We start from the raw sequence: 2830 nt of genomic DNA, 5'->3' as shown, positions 1-2830 counted from the left end.
CGGGCGGCGAGCCGCTGCTGCAGGTGGACACGGCCTTCATCGACGCCCTGCACGCGCGGCACTTTCGCATCGCCGTGGAGAGCAATGGCACCGTGGCCGCGCCGCCCGGCATCGACTGGCTGTGCATCAGCCCCAAGGCCGGCGCGCCCTGGGTGCAGCGCAGCGGGCAGGAGCTCAAGCTGGTGTGGCCCCAGCCCGGCTTCGACCTCGCCGCGCTGGAGTCGCAGACGCAGTTCACGCACCGCTTCCTGCAGCCCATGGACGGCCCGGAGCAGGCCGCCAACACCGGGCGCTGCATCGCCGCCTGCCTGGAGCGCCCCGCATGGCGCCTGAGCCTTCAGACCCACAAGCTCACGGGCATCCGCTGAGCCCTGTTCCGTACCGTTTTTTTCGCCCCGTTCCCGCCCGTTCGCCGACCATGCAGTTCACCGTTCACCAGCGCTTTTTCTTCGATGCCGCGCACACCTTGCAGCGCGAGATCGAGGCCGAGGGCAGCCGCCGCATCCACGGCCACACCTACCACGCGGAGGTGGCCGTCACCGGCCCGCGCGATCCCGCCACCGGCATGGTCATCGACCTGGGCCACCTGCGCCAGCGCCTGGCCGCCGTGCGCGAGCAGCTCGACCACCACTGGCTGGACGAAGTGCCCGGCCTGGGCACGCCCACGCTGGAAAACCTGTGCCACTTCATCGCCCAGGCGCTCGATGGCATGCAGCCGCCCGCCAGCCGCGTGCGCGTGTGGCGCGAGGCGCTGGGCGACGGCTGCGTGCTGGAGCTGGCGCCGCCCGGCCCGGTACCGGGCTGAGCCCATCCGCCCCTTCCCCTTCCCCGTCTTTCATCCCACCCCGCAGGAGAACCGCCATGCCCCACCTCGTCATCGAATACAGCCAGAACCTGGCCGGTCTGCCCGAAGCCCAGATGCTGGCGGAACTGAACCAGTCCCTCACCGCGAGCCCCGAGATCCAGAACGAGGCGGACCTCAAGTCCCGCTTCCTGCGCACCGACCGCTTCGAGATCGGCACCGCCCCCGCCGACCGCGCGTTCGTGCATGCGCAGCTGCGCCTGCTGTCCGGCCGCTCGCCCGAGACCAAGCAGGACCTCGCCGGCCGCGTGGCCGACGTGCTGCGCCGTCTCACGCCCCGGCCCGGGGGCGTGATGGTGCAGCTCAGCGTGGAGATCGTGGACATGGACCGTGGGTCCTACGCGAAAGAGCGGCTTTGAGCCCTACCGGGCTGCAGCGCAATCAACACTAGGGCACATTGCTGCAAAAAACGTAGCAAATAGCGATGGCCGCGGGCATCGGAGCCCTTGGAGCCTGCGACACCGGCTCAACAGGTGTGAACGAATCCGGTGCCTCCCGATGCACCGCCGAAACACGTCCGATCAAGGCGCAAGGCGCCAACGTAGCTCAGGTTACTGCGAGGTTTTGCAACACAGAGCAGGGGGTGTTCTGGCGAGTGCAGCGGTCACGGCTCACACCTTTCAAGCCTGCAGCGTGGCGGCGAACCAGCCCCGCAGGCTGTTCACGAGCCATACCCGCATCTGGGCAAATCCTACAAACCGCTTTCTCACTTCGATGGGCTCTCTTTGCCCATTTCCTCCAGCATGAGCTCGCTATCGGACTTCGCCCCTTTTTTCACGTAGTAACGCAAAGAATCTCCGCTGGCATCGTTGGTATTTGAAATGATTCCTACACCGCCAATTCCAATTTTATATTCCTTGCCGTTTTCGATGGCCCTGAAGTGGCAGGCACCAAAAGAGTAGTCATGAGATTCAAATTGAAAAATGGGTTTAGCGTTTTTCCAGAATTCCCTGAATTCATTAGGCGTCATGTTGAAAGAATTGCAAAATCTAATCGCGTCCTCGTCTTTCATTTCGGGGTCTATGACTTTTATAATTTCAGGTTCTTGCATGGAGATTGGCATTAACCACCATGCAAAAAAAGCACCGATAAAAATACTTAGAGCGATGAATACTGAAAACGTGATTTTTAACACATTCTTCATTGAGATGCCTCTAGTAACCAATCAATCGCCCTTCGCTTTCCTGCTTTCGGGGATCAATCAAACCATGGGGATAAATTCGGTCACGAGTCAAATTAAGCATCGAAATCAATTCTCCCACCAACCATTTTGACGATTCATTTTGGGCATGTGTTGGCTTTCCGTAAGATTGATTCAGAGGGGCTCCAACCACCTCTATGCCAATGGAATCGAAATTAGTGGGAGAGCGATCTTTGGCTGCTTTCTTTCGTTCGTAGGCATCCACCTGTTTATCATATTCATCCTTATCGGTGTACTTCAATTTTAATGCTTCAAGTTCTTTCTTATCGATTGCGTCGCATTTTTGCACCTGCATGCAATAAGATTTTATTCGACCGATATGCCAGCATATTTTATCCACTCGTGCGGTTTGAAATATCTGGCCTGCGGGATTAATTAAAAAGTGGGTTCCTGTTCCTGACGGCCTAAACGCGTACGCCATCAGCGTTTTGGCAGTGTAATTGCTGCTGGTTTGATGTAGAACGATCCCGCTGACGCTGAGCATCTGCCCATGCTCGATGCCTGGATATATTTGCGTGGTTATTTTTCTGTGTTTAATTACACCACCCATTGCAATTAACATTAGCACTCCCTTTTAGACGATGGGCGTGCATGATAGCGAAGGTCGACCTCAAATATGAAGTGCAAAACCTGAGGTAGCATTTTGAAAGGCTCCCAATAGCGTATTGCAATGGTTCCTGGATTTGGAACCGACGGTCCCTGGACGCCGACCCCGCCGACTCAGGCCTGCAGCGTGGCGTCCAGCCAGCCCCGCAGGCTGTTCACGA

5 protein-coding genes are annotated in these 2830 nt (G+C 58.2%); 3 read left to right on the top strand and 2 right to left on the bottom strand.

Going from position 1 to position 2830, the window contains the following annotated elements:
• From AC27IQ_RS21880 to AC27IQ_RS21870, 3 genes are all read left to right on the top strand, one after another.
• A partial coding sequence (locus tag AC27IQ_RS21880; RefSeq protein WP_487090775.1) for a radical SAM family protein occupies positions 1-368 on the top strand: 368 nt, incomplete at its 5' end.
• Between the two features lie 50 nt (positions 369-418).
• The gene (locus tag AC27IQ_RS21875) at positions 419-805 is read left to right on the top strand and encodes a 6-carboxytetrahydropterin synthase (RefSeq protein WP_487090774.1); all 387 of its coding nucleotides are present in this window, start codon (positions 419-421) and stop codon (positions 803-805) included.
• 56 nt (positions 806-861) lie between these two features.
• Positions 862-1221: a 5-carboxymethyl-2-hydroxymuconate Delta-isomerase gene (locus AC27IQ_RS21870; RefSeq protein ID WP_487090773.1), complete on the top strand. Its 360-nt coding sequence runs from the start codon at positions 862-864 to the stop codon at positions 1219-1221.
• A gap of 347 nt (positions 1222-1568) precedes the next feature.
• Here the strand turns inward: AC27IQ_RS21870 and AC27IQ_RS21865 are convergent, their stop codons facing one another.
• Positions 1569-1997, bottom strand: coding sequence for a hypothetical protein (locus AC27IQ_RS21865; RefSeq protein ID WP_487090772.1), 429 nt, complete (start codon positions 1995-1997; stop codon positions 1569-1571).
• Positions 1998-2016: 19 nt separating this feature from the next.
• Positions 2017-2625, bottom strand: coding sequence for a peptidoglycan recognition protein family protein (locus tag AC27IQ_RS21860; protein ID WP_487090771.1), 609 nt, complete (start codon positions 2623-2625; stop codon positions 2017-2019).
• Between the last annotated feature and the right edge of the window lie 205 nt (positions 2626-2830).

It is taken from the genome of Acidovorax sp. KPB24-07 (genome assembly GCF_057543315.1).
This window is presented reverse-complemented; position numbering and strand designations above follow the sequence as displayed.

Bases quoted from the DNA above. Each gene is read 5' to 3' on its own strand.
- AC27IQ_RS21875 (WP_487090774.1), top strand. From the start codon at position 419: ATGCAGTTCACCGTTCACCAGCGCTTTTTCTTCGATGCCGCGCACACC.
- AC27IQ_RS21870 (WP_487090773.1), top strand. From the start codon at position 862: ATGCCCCACCTCGTCATCGAATACAGCCAGAACCTGGCCGGTCTGCCC.
- AC27IQ_RS21860 (WP_487090771.1), bottom strand. From the start codon at position 2,625: ATGTTAATTGCAATGGGTGGTGTAATTAAACACAGAAAAATAACCACG.